Consider the following 18,040-nt stretch of genomic DNA (forward strand, 5'->3'; position numbering starts at 1 on the left):
TATGGCGAAGATCGGTGTTGTGAGACATCGGGTGGAGGACTTCCCCGCCTGGAGGAAGAAGTTCGACGATCGGATGGAGATCCGGAAGAGCAACGGATGGTCGGGCCACGAGCTGTATTATGACGAAGGGAAGAAAGAGGCCTACGTCGTCCACACCGTCCACGACGATAAGCTGGCGATGGCGAAGGAGCATATGGAGAAGTTCAAGGCCATGGGGAAGCGGACGGAGATGAAGCCCTCCGGAAACCCCGACCATTCGATCGTGCCGAGGGGCGAGAAGATCGAGGCAGTAAATTACTGATCCGGCGACGGGGGTGGCAGGACGAGCCCTCCTCCGGGCCCTGGGGTCGCCCTCGCCGCCCAGAAGGAGCCTTCTGGGGGGGGGCCGGGCAGCTTCCTCATCCTCCGGGGTCCGACCACCCCGCCCTGCGGCCCCGGGCAGATCCCACAGATCGGGGTCGGAGGTCCGGCCGGCAGCCCCCCGGCCTCCGGGGTCCCTCCGCTCCGCAAGAAGTTTAAGGAAATCCGACGAAGGTTTTAGAAAAACTATGGAGATATTCGCATGGTCCAAAAGAAATTCTACTCCCTCCCCGAGCTGCCCTACGCCTACAATGCCCTGGAGCCTCAGATCTCCGAGGCCCAGCTCCGGCTCCACCACGACAAGCACCATGCCGCCTACGTCAACGGCGCGAACGCCATCCTGGAGAGGCTCGACAAGGCCCGGGAGGCGGGAGCCGACCTGGATATGAAGGCGACCCTCAAGGAGCTCTCCTTCCAGGCGGGAGGCCACCTCCTCCACAGCCTCTTCTGGAGGAACCTCGCCCCGGCGGCGAAGGCGGCCGAGGAGCCGAAAGGCGCCCTAGCCGACGCCCTGAAGGAGGAGTTCGGCTCCTTCGCCAGGTTCAAGAAGGAGTTCTCCGCCGCCGCCGCGACCGCCGAAGGCTCCGGCTGGGCAGCCCTCGCCTGGTGCGGCATGACGAACCGGCCCGTCATCATGCAGATCGAGAAGCATAACGTCAACGTCTACCCGATGTTTAGGATCCTCATGGTCCTGGACGTCTGGGAGCACGCCTACTACCTCGACTACAAGAACGAGCGGCCGAAGTTCGTCGAGGCATTCTGGAAGATCGTCGACTGGGACGAGGTGAGCCGGAGGCTAGAGGCGGCCATTAAATAAGGCCGGTCGACTGCCGAAACTATTTTTGGGGGGACTTGAAAGCGTGAAGATCCTTTTTCTGATCCTGACGACGGTGGCCTTCGTCGTCACCGCCGGCTGCGTCGATCGGGCCGAGGAGAGGGGCGGATCCGCCCCACCACTCCCGGTGGAGAGCTCCACCGCGACGATCGAGAGCGGAGATCTCACCTATCCCGCCTACGTAGCTTCCCCCGCTCCAAGGCAGGACGGAGGCGACGATCCGACCTATCCCGGGATCGTGATGATCCACTCCTTCAACGGCCTGGAGCCCGGCTACCGGGATCTGGCAGATCGGCTAGCAGCCTCCGGGCACGTGGTGATCGCGCCCGAATGGCAGACCTTCAATAGGACGCCCCGGGACGAGGTCGTCGAGGAGCTCGTCAGGACCTCCGCCGCCTACCTCGTGGATAGGGAGGATGTGGACGGCGACAGCCTCGGCCTCACCGGCTTCTGCGCCGGGGGAAGGTACACCATGCTATTTCTCCCCGGAATGGAGGAGTTTCGCTCCGGCGTAGCCTGGTACGGATTTCCCTACTCCGGCGGCTTCAACGACGAGGCCCGCCCCGCCGACCTGATCGACGGCCTCGCCGCGCCGATCCTGATCATCCACGGGACCCGGGACGTCCCGAGCCCCATCTCGGGGATATACGATTACTCCGCCGCCCTCGACGCCGCAGGCAAGTACTTCGAGCTGAAGGTCTACCAGGGGGAGGGCCACGGCTTCATGATCGCCAGCGGCGAGAGAGAGGTGAGCTTCGCCGCCCGAGACGCCGAAGGAGAGATGGCGAGGTTCTTCGAGAGGACCTTGAAGTGAGGGCGACTCTGCCTTACCCCCTCACCCTTCTTTTTGAATCGGAGATGGGCAAAGAAAAGTTTATTGCTGCTTAAATTTTATTGTGATTATATGAGGCGAAATCTGTGGATCGGTGCGGCTGCGGTTCTGATGCTGTTGTCTTTGCCCGCGGCCTTTGCCCAGAGCTGCGACTGGACGGGAACGTGGGAGACGAACTGGGGAGAGATGGAGCTGCAACAGCATGGCAACAACACGGTGACCGGAACTTATACTCACGACAACGGACGGATCAGCGGAACGATACTCGGAGACGTGCTCATCGGCACCTGGTCGGAGGACGCCCAAGAAGATCCCTATATGCCGCCCTATAACGCGGGAGAGGTCGAGTTCACCATCTCGGATGATTGTAGCTCCTTCGATGGTAGATGGCGGTATGGCTCCTCTGGAGAATGGGGAAGCTGGTCAGGCACGCGGATTATGGAGAGATGAGAGCAGGATCAGGCCTCTCGAAGACGTTCCGGCCTTGCGCCCACCACCTCCTTCGGATCAGATCTCCTCCTCCGACCGGCCCGTGACCATCTCGGCCACCCAGTCCCAGTCGTGGTCGTAGATGTGGGCCGAGCAGCTCACCGTCGCGATGGAGCCGGGCTCCGCCCCTGCCCTCTCCGCCACGTATTCGAGGAGCCTGGTGAGGCCGTATAAGTTCGCCGGGTAGGCGCCCGCGAAGTCGTGGCTCCGAAATAGGGCCGTGAGGTGGAGCCTCCCCTGCCTAATTTTGAAGTCGTCGACCATCATGCAGGGGACCTCCTCCTTCTCCGTATCGACGGGCGGGATCCAGGTCACCGCCGAGGCCCTCCGCGAGTTCGGATTGGACCGGAGGCGGCGGACGACGTACTCGATCTGGTCGACGGCCCCTCCCGCGCCTTCACCATCGATACCCTTCTCGCCGCCCCGATCGTCGCGGACCCCTCTCTCCTTCCCAGGGCAGGGGAGAGACCAGGAACGGAGCCGCTCGCCGTAGGTGTACTCAAAGCCGGGGTTGTTGCCGCTGATGAGCTGACTTGCGTAATCCTCCAGGCGGGGCTGGTTCCAGGAGTACTCCTCGGGGATCATCTCCTTTCTCGGGTCCTCCACCACCACCTCCAGGGCCAGGATCTCCCGGGTCCTGGTGCCCCGCTCGTCGGTGATCTCCTCGCCCCCCCGCCATATCAGCCCCAGCCCCCGCCGCCACGCCTCGGGGATCGTCTCCGCCCTGATGAGCCTTCCGACCCTCACAAGAACACCCTCCGCCGTTTTGGCCCAAGGGCTGAAATAGTTGGCTCTTGAAGTTGAAAGGGAGAGCTGAACTCGGCAGAGCTCTGGAGATCCAAGAGATGCCCGACTTCGAGTGGGAGCTGGTGGCGGCCATAAACCGCTTCTTCGAGGCGTCCGGGATGAGGGGATTGGCCTACCGGCTGAAGCAGAGCAGGTACACCCCCCAGGTCGTCGACCTCCTCGTCGACTCCCCCGATCCCGCCTACTACCTGGCCATCGAGTGCAAGAGCATCGACGCCCGGAAGGCGAAGACCCTCTACTTCACCCAGCACTTCTCCGCCGCCGGGGGCGTCCACCAGATGGAGAGGATCGACCAGTTCATCGATAGGACCGGCCGGCGGGGCTTTCTGGCGGTGGAGCTCCGGCGCGGGGCCGGGAGGGCGAAGACCGCCCACCTCCTCCCCTGGTATGCCGCGATGGAGGCCTTCAGGTCCGAGAGCCCCGGAATCCCGGTGGAGAGGATCGAGGCGATAGCCCCCCTCGGAAGGAGGGACGGCGGCTACCTCATCGAGGCAGGAGATCTTGATCAGGAAATTCAGGGCCAATCAATTTAACTTCGCGCAAAAGAATTTGGATTAAGCTTATATCCCCTTCCGCCGCTCCAAAACCCCATGAAGCTTCCCGGTACAGCGACCCAGCCGGAGAACGTCCAGATCGCCATAGGAAAGCTCGACATCAGGCCCGGCATGACCTTCCTCGACATGGGGTGCGGCTCGGGGGCCGTATCCCTCGCTGCCAGCAGGTTCACCGATCAGATATTCGGCATAGACCGGAGGCCTGAGGCGGTGGAGATCTCCAGGGCGAGGGTCCCGGCGGGGACCTTCCTCTGCGGCGAGGCGGCGGGGATCATCCCCGGCCTTCCCAAGATCGACCGGTGTTTCATCGGCGGGACGGCAGGGGTCGAGGATTTCTTCCCGATGCTGATGGAGAGGCTCTCTCCGGGAGCCGCCGTCGTCGCCGACCTCGCCAGGATCGGGGTCGCCGCGAAGGTCGCAGGGCTGATGAGGGGGGCGGGGATCTTCGAGGAGCTCCTCCAGATCGGGATAGCCCGGGGCTACGACCTCGCCGGGGACATCGCCCTCCGGCCGGAGAACCCCATCTTCATGGTGGTGGGGAGGCTTCCGGGAGGTCGGAGCCGATGAGGGGAGGAGGATCGAGGATGAGGGGCCATGGGAGGGGACGGCAGATCTCAGGAGAGGAGATGGAGGTGGCGGCGTGCTGATAGGGGTGAGCCTCGGCCCCGGGGACCCGGAGCTGATCACCCGGAAGGCGGAGAGGGCCCTGGCGGCCGCGGATAAGGTCTTCGTCCCCGGGGAGATGGCCGCCGACCTGGTCCGGAGGTACGCCGAGCCGGAGCTCCTCGACTTTCCCATGATCTCGGATAAAAGGAGGCTCCTTGAGATCTGGGCCGAGAACGCGGACCGGGTCGCCTCCTGGGCCGCCGGCGGAGCTGCCGCCTTCGCCTGCATCGGGGACGTCAACACCTTCTCCACCTTCTCCCACCTCAAGAGGCTGGTAATCGAGCGCCACCCGGAGGTGGAGATCGAGACGATCCCCGGGGTCGGGACGGTCCCCGCCCTGGCGGCGAGGCTCGGGGTCGACCTCTCGGAGTCGTTTCTGGTCTCCGACGGCTCCCCGGTGAATACGGTGATCAGGATGAAGGCGGTCCGCCCCGCCGAGATGGCTAAAGAGCTCGCAGCCGAGGGTTTCGACGAGTTCCTCCTGGGGGTCCGGCTCTACGCCCCCGATGAGGTGGTCGTCAGAGGCGAGATGCCGGAGAAAAGCGACTACTTCAGCGTCCTCTGCGCCAGGAGGAGGAGATGAAGGTCCACTTCGTCGGCGCGGGGCCGGGGGACCCCGACCTGATAACCGTCAGGGGCGCCCGGCTCCTGGCAGAGGCGGACCTGGTCGTCTACGCCGGATCCCTGGTGAACCCCGCGCTGCTGGAGGGGCTCTCGGCCGAGCTCGTCGACAGCAACAAGATCAACCTCGAGGAGATCAACGGCCTCATGCTCTCCGCCCTCCGGAGGGGCGAGAGGGTGGTGAGGCTCCACAGCGGCGACCCCTCCCTCTACGGCGCCATCCTCGAGCAGATGAGGCCCCTGGAGGAGGCGGGGGTGGAGGTGGAGGTCGTCCCCGGAGTCTCGTCATTGTTCGCCGTCGCCGCCGCCCTCAAGACCCAGCTGACCCTGAAGGGGGTCTCCGAGTCGCTGATCGTGACGAGGCCGGCGGGGACGACCCTCGCGAGGGACTCGATCCGGGAGCTCTCCAGGTTCGGGACGACGATGGCGATATTCCTCGGGGCGGACAAGATCAGGGAGACGACCGAGCGGCTAGAAGTCCCGAAACAGACGCCGGCGGCCGTCGTCTACCACGCCTCCTGGCCCGATGAGCAGGTCATCGTCGGGACCGTCGAGGATATCGCCGACCGGGCTGAAGAGGCGGGGATCACCAAAAGCGCCCTCATCCTCGTCGGGGACGTCATATCGAGGAGCGGGTTTGGGAGGTCTCACCTATACCGAAGTCGGTAGCCGTCCTCGTCTTCCCTCGGAACCTCGCCGAGGGGGAGAGGATCGCTCGCGCCATCGGAGACCGGTACGACCCAGAGGTCGTCGTCTACCGCCGGGAGGGACCCGAGGCGACCTTGGAGGCCGTCGGAAGGTTCGACCTGGTGGTGGCGGTGATGGCCGTCGGGATCGTGGTGAGGATCCTCTGCCCGGCCCTCAGGGAGAAGTGGACCGACGCCCCCGTCGTCGCCGTCGACTCCTCCCTCCGCTCCGCCGTCCCGGTGGTGGGGGGCCACCACGGAGGAAACGACCTGGCATATCATCTATACGAGAAGCTGGGGGCGTACCCCGCCGTCACCACCGCCACCGACGCGGCCGGACGGCCATCCCTGGAGGGGACGGCGGATCGGCTGGGGGCTTCCGTCGTCAACAGGTCCTCCTCGAAGGAGGTCAACCTCGCCTTCCTGCGAGAGGACGTCCCCGTCCTCCGGATCGTGGGGCCCAAAGTCGTCCTGGTCGACGAGGGGGTGGCGGTCCTGAGGAGGAGGGGCGGGATCGTCGTCGGCCTCGGCGCAAGGCGGGGGGTCGACGCCTCGGAGGTGCTGGAGGCGGTCGGGTCCGCCCTGGTATCGGTGGGGAGGTCCTTCGAGGAGATCCGGGCGATCGCCACCGCCGAGATTAAGAGGGACGAGCCCGGCATCTCCGAGGCGGCAGAGAGGCTGGGGCGGCCGGTCGTCTACCTCGACGAGGAGGTCCTCAACGCCCAATCCCCGACGACGGAGTCCCGGGCGAGAGACCTCGGCCTCGTCGGGGTGGCGGAGCCGGCGGCCCTCGCCCTCTCCGAGAGGCTGATCATGCCGAAGAAGGCCTACGGGAGGGTGACCGTTGCCCTCGGAGAGTAGGCTTTACATCGTCGGGATCGGCCCCGGCGGCCGCGGCCTTCTCACCAGGAGGGCGGAGGAGGCGCTCTTGGAGGCGAGAAGCGTCGTCGGCTACGGCCCCTACCTCAACCTTGTAAAAGACCTCCTTCCGGGAAAGGTCGTCCGCTCCACCGGGATGGGGCGGGAGGTGGAGAGGGCGAGGGAAGCGGTCGACCTCCTCGCCGAGGGGGATGTGGCCCTCATCAGCAGCGGTGACCCTAACGTCTACGGGATGGCCGGGCTCGGCCTGGAGGTCGCCTCCGGGAGGGTGGAGCTCGAACGGGTGGAGGTCGTCCCCGGGATCACCTCCTTCTCGGCGGCGGCCTCCAGGGCTGGGATCACCTTCCGGGAGGCGGTGGCCGTCATCAGCCTCAGCGACCTTCTCACCCCCTGGGAGAGGATCGAGGATAGAGCGCGGGCGGCATCGGAGCTGGGGATGCCGATGGCGATCTATAACCCCCGGTCCAGGAGGAGGACCTGGCAGCTGGAGCGGCTCCTGGATATCGTCACCGGTGGCGGCGAGGGGGAGCGGCACCTTCTGGTGGCAAAGAACGTCTCCCGCCCCGGGGAGGCCCTCTGGTGGACGACGGCGGGAGAGGTTCTGGAGAGGGAGGATCTCCGGGAAGAGATCGACATGTTCACCCTCCTCATCATCGGAGGGGAGGGGATGGCGGAAGGATGGCGGTGGGATGGGAGGAATGAAAAGGGAGACGGAAGGGGTGGTGAGGGGATGGGAAAGGCGGAAGGAGGGAGAGGGGTTGAGGGGATCGCCGCGGGAGGGCCCATCGCCGAGGCGAAGATCCGCCTGGTGGGGGTCGGCCCCGGAGACCCCCGCCACCTAACCCTGGAGGCGGAGGGGCTGATCCGGGGGTCTGACCTCCTCCTGGGGGCCGAAAGGCACCTCGCCTCCGTCGGAGCCCTCCCCGGGGGCCTGGGGGCCAGATCCCTTTCGATCTCCCCCACGGGGAGGTTCGAGGAGAGGGTCGGGGCGAGGCTAGCGGCGGCGGAGGAGGCGGCCGGCCGTGGGGAGACCGCATCGATCCTCTTCGGGGGGGACCCCGGCACCTTCAGCTCCGCCTGGAGGGGCCTCTCCCGCCCGGGGATCCGGGTATCTCCGGGGGTCGGGGCCTTCGCGGCGGCGGCGGCGAGGGTCGGAGCCCCCCTGGTGAACGACTTCGCCCTCCTCTCGGGGCTGGACGGAGAGGCTCCAGAGAAGGCCCGGCGGCTTCTGGAGGCCGGCTTCGCCGTCGTCTTCTACAACCAGAGCTCCGGAGGGCTGGAGGCCATCGCCGACGCCGCCTCCTCCCTCGACCCGGAGAGGCCCTTCGCCCTCGTCCAGGACGCCACCCGCCCCGACGAGAGGATCGCCATCGGCAGGGCCTCGGATCTGGCAAGGCCGAAGTTCGATGGCAGAAGGTGCACCCTCATCCTTCCGGGGCCGGAGGCCCATCTGCGAGAGGGGAGGATCATAGCCCGGAGAGGGTACGAGAGGAAGTACGATTACTGATGGATCAGAGCCGGGGGCGTTCAAGATGGCAGATAAGAAGTACGAGGACCTGGGGGCGGTGACCCCCGAGGCGATGGAGATCTACAACAGGAGCAGGAGCCTCATCGCCGGGATCGTGGGGGATAGGACCCCCGAGGACAGGATTAAGCAGCGGTGCGTCATCGCCACCGGAGACCTCTCCGTCGCGGAGATCCTCAGGTTCCAGGGCGACCCCGCCGCCGCCGGCCTCGCCGCCCTGGAGGCGGCCGCCGCGATATTCGTCGACATCAGGATGGTGGAGGCGGGGGTGCTGAAGCGGGGGCACAATAGCCCCATCATCACCGCCATCGGCAGGGGCGATCGGTTGGCTGAGAAGGAGGGGATCACCAGGACCTCGGCGGGGTTTGTCGAGCTGGCGGGGGAGCTATCCGGGAGCATCGTCGTCATAGGAAACGCCCCCTCCGCCCTCCTGACGGTCTGCGACCTTATGGAGAGGGGGGAGGCAGAGCCCGCCCTCGTCATCGGCGTCCCCGTGGGCTTCGTCAACGCCGCCGAGAGCAAGGAGAGGCTCCGCAAGATCGCCGTCCCCTCGATATCGACGGTAGGCACCCGGGGCGGAACCCCCATCGCCGTCGCCGCGATAAACGAGATCATAAACATGCGGCAGGAGAAGAGGGGGACCTGAGCCCTCCGGAGAGGGGGGGGCGGGGCCCCAAAGAGGGCCACCAAAGACGGCAGAGGAAGGGTTTCAGGGATGGGTGAGGAGGAGCGGGAAGAGGAAGGGCCGAAAGAGGCGGGGCAGAAGGAGAAGATGCCGGAGGAGAGGGGGAGAGAGGGAGGGGTGAGAGATCCCGTCGCCGGCCTATCCATCCCCCGGGACTGGATCGAGAGGGCCACCGACCCCCGGGTCCTGGAGAAGGTCAGAAGCGGCCTCTGGGCCCTCCTCTCCGACGGGACCCTCCTCCGCCGGGGGCTCACCACGGGGACGACGGCCGCCGCCGCCGCCAAAGGGGCGGTCATCTCCCTCGGAGGGCCGGTCTTCACAGTCTCGATCCTCACCCCGGCGGGGATCAGGGTCTCCGTCCCCGTGGAGGGGCGCAGAGGAACCTGCACCGCCGTCAAGATCGGAGGCGACCACGCCTCCGACGTCACCGCCGGGGCGGCGTTGATGGCGAGGGCGGAGGCGATCGGGGCCGAGGCGGGATATGAGGCGGCCGCCGGAGAGGATCCCGGGCCTTTGGGATCCGACGATACCAGGCACGCCGAGGGGACCGGGCCCGGAGGGGAGGGGCCGGGAAAGAGGATCGAGCTCGTCGCGGGGGCGGGGATCGGGCGGATCGGGGCTGCGGGGCTCACCGTCCCCCTGGGAAAGCCAGCCATCAGCCCCTCGGCGAGGGGAGAGATAGAAACGGCCATCGAGGAGGGGATGGAAGAGGCCGGCCTGGAGGCGGTCCGGGTGGAGCTTGAGGTCATAAACGGCGAGGCGATCGCAAGAGAGACCCTGAACCCCAAGGTCGGGGTCCTGGGCGGGATCTCGATCCTCGGCTCGACGGGGTTCGTCGAGCCCTGGAACGAGCACCTCGCCGAGAGCCGCGAGGCGGAGGTCCTGGAGGCGGATCGGGTGGTCGTCACCACCGGGAGGGTCGGCCTCAGGTACAGCCGGTTCCTCTTCCCGAAATTCAGGGTCGTCCTCCTGGGAAACCAGCTCGATCGGCTCCGGTTCAGGGAGGGGCAGGACTCCGTCCTCTGCGGCCTTCCAGCCCTGATCCTGAAGTGGGGGATGCCCGAGCTCCTGGAGGGGACGGGGTATCGGACCGTCGCGGAGATGGTCGAGGAAGAGCCGGGCCACCCCCGGATCGACGAGGCGCTCCAGATGGTCGGGGAGAGGCTCCCCGGGACGAGGATCGTCCTCATCAACAGGGACGGCTCGATACTCCGGGAGCTCCCACCCCCTCATCCCCCATCAGTCCCGCCGGGCTCCTGAGGGCATGCTCCGCCGGTCAAGAAGTCGGGGGAAGAGAGGATAAACTGAGGTGAGTTCAGATGAGGAGGTCTCTGAGATGAAGATCGTCGGCGTAGGAGCAGGCCCGGGGATGCTGACCTTCGAGGCGGCAGAAGCGGTTAAAGAGGCCCGGCTGATCCGGGGTTCGAGGAGGGCGATCGAGCTGGTCCGGGAGGTGATCGACCCCGGCTGCGACGTCGCGGAGATCGAGGACTACAGGGCCCTCCGGGAGCTCCCCCCGGAGGCGGTCGTCCTCTCCACCGGTGACCCCATGCTCAGCGGCCTCGGCTACCTCGAGGGGGAGGTGATCCCCGGGATATCCAGCATGCAAGTCGCCTGCTCCAGGCTGAAGGTCAGCCTCCTCAAGGTCGTCCCCATCACCGTCCACGGGAGGAGGATGGACCCCGAGCCGATCGTCGAGGAGGTGGCCCGGGGGAGGGCCGTCTTCCTCCTCGTCGACGAAGCCACCGACCTTCCGGGGCTATGCCGCCTCCTGGAGGAGAGGGGGCTATCGAGGGATGTCGCCGTCCTCACCGACCTCGGCTACCCGAAGGAGGAGATCCGGCGGGGAAGCACCAGAAGGCCGCCCCCCTCGAGGGGGCTCGCCTCGGTGATGATAGGAGATCTCGGCTTTTCCCGGTGAGGTCCGCAATCCGCTGCTCGGGCCATGGGGACGGATGGCGGCCTTCCGCCGCGGAGGAGGTGGAGGCTCCGACCGGCCTGAGGGTTAAGGGCCTCCTCCGATATCGAGGGGTGGATCAGGGGTTGGAGGGCTGGATGTGGGTCGGGAGGGGCCAGGATTATCAGGTTCAGGACGACCCCATCATTTCCACTGGAGATGCCGAGATCAGGTCTGATAAAGGTTGGAAATATAAAAAAAGTTCCTAACCTGGATTGCAGACCTTGCAGGGGGAATAGCCGGCCTCCCGGGCCTCCCAGACATCGGAGAAGGTTATCCTGTTCTCTGGCTTTATCTTCTTCGCCGACTTGCAGTCCGGCCGATGATACTTGTCGGAGGTCTTGCTCCCGACGTACTCGTATCCGAGATCATCTGCCGGACCTGTCACGGTCTCCTCCTCCTCGTCGATGGCAGTAACCGAATCCTGAGATCTTTCGTCCCCTTTGAGCTCCTCGGAGGAGGCTGCGAAGCCCCGAGATCCTTCAGTGGATCTAGACGAGAAGGACTGGATCCCCGTTGCTGATCCGTATCTTGAAAGGGGCTCGACTGAGGGCCTCTCGGAGGGCGCCTCCCGGATGGGTTCCTCGGACCCGCCCCAGATCACCCTCTGGGGATCCTCCTCCGCCACCAGGCAATCCCGACGCTCCGCTATTGCCACCCCCTCCATCGATAGGAGGCCCTCCGGCTCCTCCACCTCCAGAAGACAAGAATAACCCACCTCGGGACGGAGACGGCAGATCTTTCTGATGTCGAAATCCCGCCCCGTTCCCGGCTCCAGATCCATCATCATATACCTGGACCCCTCGACGAGCTGATCCCCGTCCCAGAGGGTGGCGTTCAGGATAAGGTACGGGATCGTCGATCCGGTCCGGACGGCCACCGAGCCCCAGGCCCGGAAGAGGGTGCTGCTGACGGAGGAGTCGAAGTCCAGGACCTCCAGGGCCTCCGTCGAGGAAGAGGCGGCCGCCCCAGTGGCGAGACTTCCTGAACCCGGATCACCCTCCTCCAGCCCTGGATCTTCTGCGGCCCTCAGGGGGGGCCCGCGATACGCCTCGCTCCTCCCATGGGGGGAAGATCGAAGCTCCTTGATCCAACCCCCCCAGTCCTCCTGCACCGATGATAGGGCCCCCGCCACCGGAGAGGGGACAACGAACCCACCTCCGAAGTGAAGGTACGCCCCGGAGGCGAGGACGGCGCCCAGGAGGAGGGTTAAGATAACAGCCCTTTTCCGGGATGAAAGCCTTTTTGTCAGTTGCATACCCCCTTATTTCCACTGGAGATCGAAGGGATGAACGCCTGCAGGAGAGCGGCAGGGAGAAACCCAGGTCAACCAGTCCTATCCGAGCCGGTCGGACCCGAAGGCCGAGCCGAGACCCCTCAGCCGCTCCAGTACCTCCAGCGCCTCCTTCAGGCATTCCAGCTGACCCTTCAGCCTGCTCATATCCTGCTCTTCCCCGATCTTATCGGAGATCTCCCGGATCTTATCGAGGATCGCCGCCTCTAACCCTCCAAGGGCCGGATCCATCGGGGATTCTGCCCTCATACCTCGGGATAACCCCTCGCGACGGCCAGACTCCCCTTCATCTTCGGCTTTACGAGGCCTCTCCTCCCGGATCCGCCCCCCTTCCTCAGAATCTCCCCCAAAGATCCCCTCCGTATCTCCACGCCGCCTCCCGGCCGGCCCTGCTGCGCCCTTCGGGGGGGATCCGGCCGGAGATCCCTCTCCCTGATGGGGGATCTCCGCCGCCCCCTCCTCTTCAAACGAGCAGACGGGGCATACCACCTCCCCCTTATAACGGAAGAGCGGCGCCCCGCATTCGTGATGGGTGGCCAGCATCGTCCCTCCCATCTCCAAAAGCCGCGTCATCCTCTTGATCGCCTCTTCTTCATCCATACAGAACCACCTCGATCCCTCTCTTCTCCGGCCCTCTTCATCGCCCGCCTCTCCAGCTGACCCTCCAGATCATCCCGATCTAGAGCTTTCGCCTCGAATGTCGACCTCCCGCGCCCCAGGCCAGGGGGGAGATGCGCCGCCCCTCAAAGACGGCTGCCCTCCAGCGGCGCCAGGTCTTTCCAGCCCGCCGAGCCCCATCTAAGCCCTCTGAAACCCTCCCGGAACTCGGGTTCCCTCCGGCATGCCGCCACCGACTCCCCCGGATCGCCTGGGGCTTTGGGGCGGTTCAAAAACCCCATCCACGGAAGAATCGCCTTCCTATCGCCGATAAACCAGGTCGTGACCACCATACGTTTAAATATGACTACCATGTCATAGCTTCATGGGACGGATTTATCCTATAACCTTTTTGCCGTCTTGAAAGTGTGGTGATTCCATGACAGCTGAAAACGTGATTAAGCAATGCGTCGAAGTTTTAGAGCGCATCATGAGCGACGATACCGTTCCCAGAAATATAAGGCGTTCTGCGGATAGCGTCAAGGCGACCCTTCTCAACGTCCAGGAATCAGAAGCCATAAGGGCAGCATCTGCCATATCTATTCTGGACGAGATCAGCAACGATCCAAATATACCCCTCCACACCAGAACCCTGATCTGGAACGTCGCGAGCCAGCTCGAGACGGTCCCCGTCGGATGAGGCCAGATAGCTCCCGTATCAACCGACGCGATGGGCGGGGATGAGGGGAACGGTGGTGACAAATAGGCCGCCTCCGAGGTAAGTCCCACCATCAGCCTTGCATTCTTCTCATCCACCTCGAAGAGGAGGATCCGGGCATCCAGAGATCGAACAGCTCAGGCCTCTCCGGGGCTTATGTGAATTTATGAATGCTATGCATTTTGATCTCCTTTGAGCCTATTAAGCTCATTAAGCCCATATAGCCCCACAATCAACCCCGGCCGAAGGCTGGCGCCGAAGAAGAAGGCTCAAAGGTGGCAGGATAAGGGAGATCCGACCAATCAGCCCTCCTCGCCCCATCGATCCCGATGACCCCCTGGCTTCCACTGGAGCCCCCCGACCCCTTGGTTTCCGCTGGAACCGAGGGGAGGTGATATCGAGAGGTGAATCGAAAGCCTGGAAAAAAAATATTAATATTTTTTCTCTATTAGAGATTTATACCCTCCAGCTCCGACCCTGATATTTCTACTGGAACCCCCGGCCCCCTTTATTTCGACTGGAGATCAACGGCCATGATCCTATCATCTCGGCTCCGGATAATTCGCCATAAATGGTGATGCAAAATCGTGAAGATCTGGTTTAAAAAATCGATCGGATCGGCAGCGCCCCAGAGGGCGAAACCCTCCAGAGAGAAATCGCCGGGGCCTATCCAGATCGAAAGGCGCAGCCGAACCCGAATCCCTCTTCTCATCTTTTATCCCGGATCATCTCTAGAGGGAAGGATCAGCATCTTTAAGTAGGATAAGAAAGCTAGTTACAGCAGGATATATTGACGGCTTTTCTCTCTTCTCTTCCTGGATATATTCCCCATTCCAGTGGAAACAATGGGGTGAGGGGGTTGGAGTCGAAACGGGGGTTTCGCACCGCAACTCTTAATAACAGATAGAATGTATTTGCTTTTTTGTTCGGGGGGATTGCTCTTTCATGTCAGGCGGATTATTTGCGGACCTATTGAAGAAGGGGGAGATATTCGAGTCCAGAGAAGTACTGCGTTCCAGCTATACGCCCTCAGCCCTCCCCCATCGCGAGGATCAGATCAACGGCATGGCCTCGATTCTGGTCCCAGCCCTTCGGGGCGAGACCGCCTCTAACGTCCTGATTTATGGCAAGACGGGGACGGGGAAGACCGCCGTCGCCAAGTACGTCGGCTCGGAGCTGGAAGCCGCCGGGGCCAAGAGCGCCTCAAACTGCTCTTTCATATACATCAACTGCGAGGTGATCGATACCCAGTACCGGGTCTTGGCCCACCTGGCCCGCTGCTTTGGTAGGGAGGTTCCCATGACCGGATGGCCCACAGATCAGGTCTACGAGGAGGTGAGAAAATCCCTCGACGAGGACCGGCGGATGGTGGTGATGGTCCTGGACGAGGTCGACAAGCTGACGAGGAAGGGGGACGATATCCTCTACAACCTGACCCGGATCAACTCGGACCTGGACCAGGCCGGCGTCAGCCTCATCGGCATCTCCAACGACCTGAAGTTCACCGACTTCCTCGACCCGAGGGTGAAGAGCTCCCTGGGGGAGGACGAGATCATCTTCCCCCCCTACAACGCGGAGCAGATCAAGGACATCCTCGAACAGAGGGCTACGATGGCCTTCAAGCCGGGAGTTCTTGCCGAGGACGTCATCCCCCTCTGCTCGGCCCTGGCGGCTCAGGAGCACGGCGACGCCCGGCGGGCCCTCGACCTGCTGAGGGTCTCGGGGGAGCTGGCGGAGAGGACGGGGTCGAACAGGGTGACGGAGGATCAGGTGAGGGCCGCCCGGGCCAAGATCGAGAGGGATCGGGTTAGGGAGGTGGTGATGACCCTTCCGACCCAGTCGAAGCTCGTCCTCTACAGCGTCCTCCTCCTGGAGGAGCAGGGGATAAAGAACGTCACCACTGGAGCGGTATACGGGATGTACAAGCAGCTCTGCCCCCTGGTGGACCTCGATTTTCTCACCCATCGGAGGATCGCAGATCTGATCGCGGAGCTCGACATGCTGGGGATCATCCACACCGTGGTGGTGAGCAAGGGGCGCTACGGCAGGACCAAGGAGATCTCCCTCTCCATACCCCTGGCAAAGCTGAAGGCGATGATCCTCGACGACTACCGGCTCAAGGACCTCATCGGGGGGGCGGCCTCCCTCCAGAGCAGATGGTTCTAGCCGATGGCTCTGAAGTAAGCGAACGGAGGTAGGGCTTCGGCCCTCCTTTCTGGCCTCGAAGATCTGAGAAATAGATGCGAAGAGTGCGCCGACCGGGATTCGAACCCGGGTTTAGGCGTTGGCAACGCCTAGTGATGACCACTACACTATCGGCGCTCTGGTCTTAGCCGCCACACACCCCATAACGTTCCAGCGTAAAAACATTGCGGGCAGACCGGCCCCCTTCCCTTGATATATCAGCTATCTCCCTCCTTTAGCCATCGGCTATCCTCCCCTTTATCTGCACATCTTTTATCTATCATCAACTCGAACCGATATGGAGTTGGTGGTGTCCTCTCTTGTACGACGTCATAATCATCGGGGCGGGACCGGCCGGGCTCACCGCCGGGATGTACTGTGCTCGGGGCGGGAAGAAGATCCTCATCCTGGGAAACGTCTACGGCTCTCAGCAGTCTATGGGCGGGCTCTACGAGAACTATCCGGGGTTCCCAGAGGGGATCCAGGGGATCGAGCTCTCGGAGCGGATGGTGGCCCAGGCCAAGAAGTACGGCGCGGAGCTCCACGAGGAGGTGGTGGCCAAGGTCGTCTCCCTCAACGGCGTCTTCAGGGTTAAGACCGAGAGCTGGGAGTACCAGGCGAGGGCCCTGATCCTGGCCATGGGGGCGAGACACCGGACCCTATCCATCCCCGGGGAGGTGGAGTACGCGACGCGGGGCGTCTCCTACTGCGCCTACTGCGACGGCGCCCTATTTAGAAACAAGACGGTGGCGGTGATCGGCTACGGGAATGGGGCGGCCCGCGCGGTTCTATATCTCGCGGGGCTCTGCGCCAGGGTTCACCTCCTCAACGTCCGGGAGGATCTGGTGGCGGAGGCGATCTATCTCGATAGGATCAAGAGCCTCACCAACTTCGTCGCCACCCCCGGGGTCGAGCCGATCAGCATCCTCGGAGACGGCTTCGTCACCGGCGTCGAGTTCAGGGCAAGGGGCAAAGTCAGGACCTTGAAGGTGGACGGGGTCTTCGTCGAGATGGGGGTCTCTCCCAACGTCGAGCTGGCCGCCGACCTCGGGGTAGAGCTGACAAAGGGCGGGTTTGTAAAGGTCAACCGGCTGACCCAGGAGACGAACATCCCCGGGGTCTTCGCGGCGGGGGACGTCACCGGTGGGAGGATGCAGGTGACGACGGCCGTCGGAGCGGGGACCTCCGCCGCCATCAGCGCCATGAGGCACATCCAGTAATCCGGGTGGTGTTACCATCAAAAGAGAGAGACGAAAGGAGCCCGACCTTGGAAGGCCGGTGGCGGTCTGGCGGTCGAAGGATCTCCTGGACGGGGAGGCGGCGGGGTCTCTTACGATCATCCTCAGGACCCGGGGGTGCCGATGGCGCCGATGCACCGTCTGCGGCTACGCCTCCGAGGGCGCTCCCGCCACCGGGGACGACCTGCTGGTCCAGTTTCGGGCCGCCACAAAGGACCTCTCCCCCGAGGATCGGGTCGTCAAGATCTACACCAGCGGGAGCTTCTTCGACCCCCTGGAGGTCCCCCCTCCGGCGAGGGTCAGGATCCTCGACGGCCTCGCCGCCGCCGGGGTGGAGAAGCTGATAATCGAGTCTCGGCCCGAGTACGTCACCGGGGAGGCGGTGGAGGAGTCGGTGGCGAGGATCAGGACGGAGGTGGCCGTGGGGCTTGAGACCTCCAACGACCTGGTGAGGGATCGATCCATCTCCAAGGGCTTCTCCTTCGAGGAGTTCGCGGCGGCGGCGAAGGTCGTCCACGCCGCCGGCGGGTCGGTGAAGACCTACCTCCTCCTCAAGCCCCCCTTCCTCTCCGAGGGGGTGGCGATATCCGACGCCCTCCGGTCCGCCCGGGACGCCCTCCCCTCCTCCGACGTCATCTCCCTGAACCTCTGCAACATCCAGAAGGGGACCCCCCTGGAGAGGATCTGGATGCTGGGTGAGTACAGGCCCCCCTGGCTCTGGAGCGCCGTAACGGTGCTGAAGGGGGTCAAGGGGGTGCCCATCCTCTGCGATCCCGTAGCAGCGGGGACGAGGCGGGGTCCCCACAACTGCGGCCTTTGCGACGAGGCCGTCGCGAAGGCGATAAGGGAGCACGCCCTCACCCAGGACGCAGGCGTCTTCGAGGATCTCGACTGCCGGTGCAGAACCGCCTGGGAGGAGGTGTTGGCGCTGGAGGACCTCGCCTTCGGCTCGCCTCTGGGTTCGGATTCGAGGAGGCTGTAAAGGCCTTCCATTCGTCATCGGGTAACTCAAAAATCGTAATGAATTGCCCGACGTTAGAGGTTCTTTGAGACAAACAGTCAAAATTTATATGACGAATTTACTCTACTTAACGTTTGGATACCACACAAAGT

General features: G+C 64.0%; 20 protein-coding genes and 1 tRNA gene. 17 read left to right on the forward strand and 4 right to left on the reverse strand.

What is annotated here, in order from left to right; all coding sequences use genetic code 11:
- Window position 1: 1 nt before the first annotated feature.
- The 4 genes from MHAR_RS01035 to MHAR_RS01050 all read left to right on the forward strand — a co-directional run bounded on the left by MHAR_RS01035 (window position 2) and on the right by MHAR_RS01050 (window position 2,477).
- Entirely contained in the window at window positions 2-301 is a 300-nt protein-coding gene (locus tag MHAR_RS01035) for a hypothetical protein (protein ID WP_014585786.1), read from the forward strand.
- A 261-nt stretch (window positions 302-562) separates the two neighbouring features.
- Complete coding sequence (locus tag MHAR_RS01040; RefSeq protein ID WP_014585787.1) at window positions 563-1,177, forward strand: superoxide dismutase; 615 nt, start codon at window positions 563-565, stop codon at window positions 1,175-1,177.
- Window positions 1,178-1,220: 43 nt separating this feature from the next.
- Window positions 1,221-2,009, forward strand: a complete 789-nt coding sequence (locus MHAR_RS01045; protein WP_014585788.1) for a dienelactone hydrolase family protein — start codon at window positions 1,221-1,223, stop codon at window positions 2,007-2,009.
- Between the two features lie 90 nt (window positions 2,010-2,099).
- The gene (locus MHAR_RS01050; RefSeq protein ID WP_143763219.1) at window positions 2,100-2,477 is read left to right on the forward strand and encodes a hypothetical protein; all 378 of its coding nucleotides are present in this window, start codon (window positions 2,100-2,102) and stop codon (window positions 2,475-2,477) included.
- Window positions 2,478-2,534: 57 nt separating this feature from the next.
- Here MHAR_RS01050 and MHAR_RS01055 read toward each other — a convergent pair whose 3' ends face one another.
- Window positions 2,535-3,263, reverse strand: coding sequence for a thymidylate synthase (locus tag MHAR_RS01055; protein WP_014585790.1), 729 nt, complete (start codon window positions 3,261-3,263; stop codon window positions 2,535-2,537).
- A 98-nt stretch (window positions 3,264-3,361) separates the two neighbouring features.
- Between MHAR_RS01055 and MHAR_RS01060 the strand changes: the two genes are divergently transcribed.
- The 9 genes from MHAR_RS01060 (at window position 3,362) to MHAR_RS01100 (ending at window position 10,860) form a co-directional block, all read left to right on the forward strand.
- Window positions 3,362-3,856, forward strand: coding sequence for a hypothetical protein (locus tag MHAR_RS01060; protein ID WP_014585791.1), 495 nt, complete (start codon window positions 3,362-3,364; stop codon window positions 3,854-3,856).
- 57 nt (window positions 3,857-3,913) lie between these two features.
- Window positions 3,914-4,444 carry a methyltransferase domain-containing protein gene (locus MHAR_RS01065; RefSeq protein ID WP_014585792.1) on the forward strand — a complete coding sequence of 177 codons (531 nt, stop codon included), beginning with the start codon at window positions 3,914-3,916 and terminating at the stop codon, window positions 4,442-4,444.
- A 73-nt stretch (window positions 4,445-4,517) separates the two neighbouring features.
- On the forward strand, window positions 4,518-5,126 hold the full coding sequence (locus tag MHAR_RS01070) for a cobalt-factor II C(20)-methyltransferase (protein ID WP_014585793.1): 609 nt from the start codon (window positions 4,518-4,520) through the stop codon (window positions 5,124-5,126).
- Window positions 5,123-5,833 (forward strand): precorrin-4 C(11)-methyltransferase, encoded by a 711-nt coding sequence (gene cobM, locus MHAR_RS01075; protein WP_014585794.1) that lies wholly within the window; start codon window positions 5,123-5,125, stop codon window positions 5,831-5,833. Before MHAR_RS01070 ends, cobM begins: the two co-directional genes overlap by 4 nt.
- 53 nt (window positions 5,834-5,886) lie before the next feature.
- Complete coding sequence (cbiG, locus tag MHAR_RS01080) at window positions 5,887-6,711, forward strand: cobalt-precorrin 5A hydrolase (protein WP_266335564.1); 825 nt, start codon at window positions 5,887-5,889, stop codon at window positions 6,709-6,711.
- Entirely contained in the window at window positions 6,695-8,236 is a 1,542-nt protein-coding gene (locus tag MHAR_RS12315; protein ID WP_014585796.1) for an SAM-dependent methyltransferase, read from the forward strand. The genes cbiG and MHAR_RS12315 overlap by 17 nt, the downstream gene beginning before the upstream one ends.
- A 25-nt stretch (window positions 8,237-8,261) precedes the next feature.
- Window positions 8,262-8,900 carry a precorrin-8X methylmutase gene (locus MHAR_RS01090; protein ID WP_014585797.1) on the forward strand — a complete coding sequence of 213 codons (639 nt, stop codon included), beginning with the start codon at window positions 8,262-8,264 and terminating at the stop codon, window positions 8,898-8,900.
- 126 nt (window positions 8,901-9,026) lie between these two features.
- A complete protein-coding gene (locus MHAR_RS01095; protein WP_143763438.1) occupies window positions 9,027-10,199 on the forward strand; it encodes a cobalt-precorrin-5B (C(1))-methyltransferase in 1,173 nt (390 codons plus the stop codon).
- A 76-nt stretch (window positions 10,200-10,275) separates the two neighbouring features.
- On the forward strand, window positions 10,276-10,860 hold the full coding sequence (locus MHAR_RS01100) for a cobalt-precorrin-7 (C(5))-methyltransferase (RefSeq protein WP_014585799.1): 585 nt from the start codon (window positions 10,276-10,278) through the stop codon (window positions 10,858-10,860).
- A gap of 241 nt (window positions 10,861-11,101) precedes the next feature.
- On the opposite strand, the gene MHAR_RS13870 is transcribed toward MHAR_RS01100, so the two are convergent.
- Both MHAR_RS13870 and MHAR_RS01115 read right to left on the reverse strand, forming a co-directional pair.
- Entirely contained in the window at window positions 11,102-12,154 is a 1,053-nt protein-coding gene (locus tag MHAR_RS13870; RefSeq protein WP_014585800.1) for an Ada metal-binding domain-containing protein, read from the reverse strand.
- A 78-nt stretch (window positions 12,155-12,232) separates the two neighbouring features.
- Window positions 12,233-12,790 carry an Sjogren's syndrome/scleroderma autoantigen 1 family protein gene (locus MHAR_RS01115; RefSeq protein ID WP_014585801.1) on the reverse strand — a complete coding sequence of 186 codons (558 nt, stop codon included), beginning with the start codon at window positions 12,788-12,790 and terminating at the stop codon, window positions 12,233-12,235.
- A gap of 436 nt (window positions 12,791-13,226) precedes the next feature.
- Here MHAR_RS01115 and MHAR_RS01125 point away from each other — a divergent pair, with 436 nt between their 5' ends.
- Together MHAR_RS01125 and MHAR_RS01135 are read left to right on the forward strand one after the other, a co-directional pair.
- Complete coding sequence (locus MHAR_RS01125) at window positions 13,227-13,487, forward strand: UPF0147 family protein (protein WP_048144215.1); 261 nt, start codon at window positions 13,227-13,229, stop codon at window positions 13,485-13,487.
- 963 nt (window positions 13,488-14,450) lie between these two features.
- Window positions 14,451-15,671: an ORC1-type DNA replication protein gene (locus MHAR_RS01135; RefSeq protein ID WP_014585803.1), complete on the forward strand. Its 1,221-nt coding sequence runs from the start codon at window positions 14,451-14,453 to the stop codon at window positions 15,669-15,671.
- An 84-nt stretch (window positions 15,672-15,755) separates the two neighbouring features.
- Here MHAR_RS01135 and MHAR_RS01140 read toward each other — a convergent pair.
- Window positions 15,756-15,827, reverse strand: a tRNA-Gly gene (locus MHAR_RS01140).
- A 182-nt stretch (window positions 15,828-16,009) separates the two neighbouring features.
- Between MHAR_RS01140 and MHAR_RS01145 the strand changes: the two genes are divergently transcribed.
- Window positions 16,010-16,909, forward strand: coding sequence for an NAD(P)/FAD-dependent oxidoreductase (locus MHAR_RS01145; protein ID WP_014585804.1), 900 nt, complete (start codon window positions 16,010-16,012; stop codon window positions 16,907-16,909).
- A 58-nt stretch (window positions 16,910-16,967) separates the two neighbouring features.
- Window positions 16,968-17,909, forward strand: a complete 942-nt coding sequence (locus tag MHAR_RS01150) for an archaeosine biosynthesis radical SAM protein RaSEA (RefSeq protein ID WP_014585805.1) — start codon at window positions 16,968-16,970, stop codon at window positions 17,907-17,909.
- Window positions 17,910-18,040: the final 131 nt, after the last annotated feature.

Source organism: Methanothrix harundinacea 6Ac (genome assembly GCF_000235565.1).
GTDB classification, from domain to species: Archaea; Halobacteriota; Methanosarcinia; order Methanotrichales; family Methanotrichaceae; genus Methanocrinis; species Methanocrinis harundinaceus.

Bases quoted from the DNA above. Each gene is read 5' to 3' on its own strand.
- MHAR_RS01035 (WP_014585786.1), top strand. From the start codon at position 2: ATGGCGAAGATCGGTGTTGTGAGACATCGGGTGGAGGACTTCCCCGCC.
- MHAR_RS01040 (WP_014585787.1), top strand. From the start codon at position 563: ATGGTCCAAAAGAAATTCTACTCCCTCCCCGAGCTGCCCTACGCCTAC.
- MHAR_RS01050 (WP_143763219.1), top strand. From the start codon at position 2,100: ATGAGGCGAAATCTGTGGATCGGTGCGGCTGCGGTTCTGATGCTGTTG.
- MHAR_RS01060 (WP_014585791.1), top strand. From the start codon at position 3,362: ATGCCCGACTTCGAGTGGGAGCTGGTGGCGGCCATAAACCGCTTCTTC.
- MHAR_RS01065 (WP_014585792.1), top strand. From the start codon at position 3,914: ATGAAGCTTCCCGGTACAGCGACCCAGCCGGAGAACGTCCAGATCGCC.
- cobM (WP_014585794.1), top strand. From the start codon at position 5,123: ATGAAGGTCCACTTCGTCGGCGCGGGGCCGGGGGACCCCGACCTGATA.
- MHAR_RS01090 (WP_014585797.1), top strand. From the start codon at position 8,262: ATGGCAGATAAGAAGTACGAGGACCTGGGGGCGGTGACCCCCGAGGCG.
- MHAR_RS01095 (WP_143763438.1), top strand. From the start codon at position 9,027: ATGCCGGAGGAGAGGGGGAGAGAGGGAGGGGTGAGAGATCCCGTCGCC.
- MHAR_RS01100 (WP_014585799.1), top strand. From the start codon at position 10,276: ATGAAGATCGTCGGCGTAGGAGCAGGCCCGGGGATGCTGACCTTCGAG.
- MHAR_RS13870 (WP_014585800.1), bottom strand. From the start codon at position 12,154: ATGCAACTGACAAAAAGGCTTTCATCCCGGAAAAGGGCTGTTATCTTA.
- MHAR_RS01115 (WP_014585801.1), bottom strand. From the start codon at position 12,790: ATGGATGAAGAAGAGGCGATCAAGAGGATGACGCGGCTTTTGGAGATG.
- MHAR_RS01125 (WP_048144215.1), top strand. From the start codon at position 13,227: ATGACAGCTGAAAACGTGATTAAGCAATGCGTCGAAGTTTTAGAGCGC.
- MHAR_RS01135 (WP_014585803.1), top strand. From the start codon at position 14,451: ATGTCAGGCGGATTATTTGCGGACCTATTGAAGAAGGGGGAGATATTC.